The following is a 700-nucleotide window of genomic DNA, read 5'->3' on the forward strand; positions in this document are numbered from 1 at the left end:
TCCGCGTCAGCTCCTCGACGAACAGCGGGACGCCATCCGTCTTGGCGACGATCTGGTCGAGCACCGCAGGGGGTAGCGCTTTGCCGCCGCTCAGCCGCGCGACCATGGCCGCGCCCTGCCGGCGGCTCAAGCGGCTGAGGGTCAGCGCGGTGACATGGGCATAGTGTGTCCAGAGCGGCTCGAACTGGGGCCGGAAGGTGATGAGGACGAGCACGGGGGCGCCTTGCACCCGGTCGACCAGAAGATCGAGCAGCTCGAGAGAGGTCGGATCTGCCCAGTGCACGTCCTCGTACATGGCGAGGACGGGCCGCCGTGCTGCGAGGCCGAGAACCTGATTGACCAGCTCCTCAAGCGTCCGCTCCTTCTGCCGATGCGGGCTCATGTCGAGCGGCGGGTAGCGCGCATCCGTCTCGAGCGACAGCAAGGCCGCGAGCAGCGGGACCACCGCGGTGACATCGTCGATCGACAGCGCAAGCAGCGTCTCGAGCTTGTCGAGCCTCGTTGCGGCGGGATCGTCCGCGGCGAAGCCCGCTGCCCGCTCCAGCAGGTTGATTACCGGATAGAGCGGGCTGGTCTGGTGGTGCGGTGAGCAGTAGTGGCTCAGGGGCGTATGCGGCTCATTCTCAAGTCGCCCGCGCAGCGCTCGCAGGAGGCGCGACTTGCCGATGCCAGGCTCGCCCGTCAGCAGAACCACCTGGCC

At 68.1% G+C, this 700-nt stretch carries 1 protein-coding gene; it reads right to left on the minus strand.

Annotation, left to right across the window (positions count from 1 at the left end; all coding sequences use genetic code 11):
- Window positions 1-700 (minus strand): AAA family ATPase (locus QJT78_RS51850; protein ID WP_281460918.1); only part of this gene is annotated, 700 nt, incomplete at both ends.

It is taken from the genome of Bradyrhizobium sp. Mp27 (assembly GCF_029953005.1).
Taxonomy (GTDB): domain Bacteria; phylum Pseudomonadota; class Alphaproteobacteria; order Rhizobiales; family Xanthobacteraceae; genus Bradyrhizobium; species Bradyrhizobium barranii.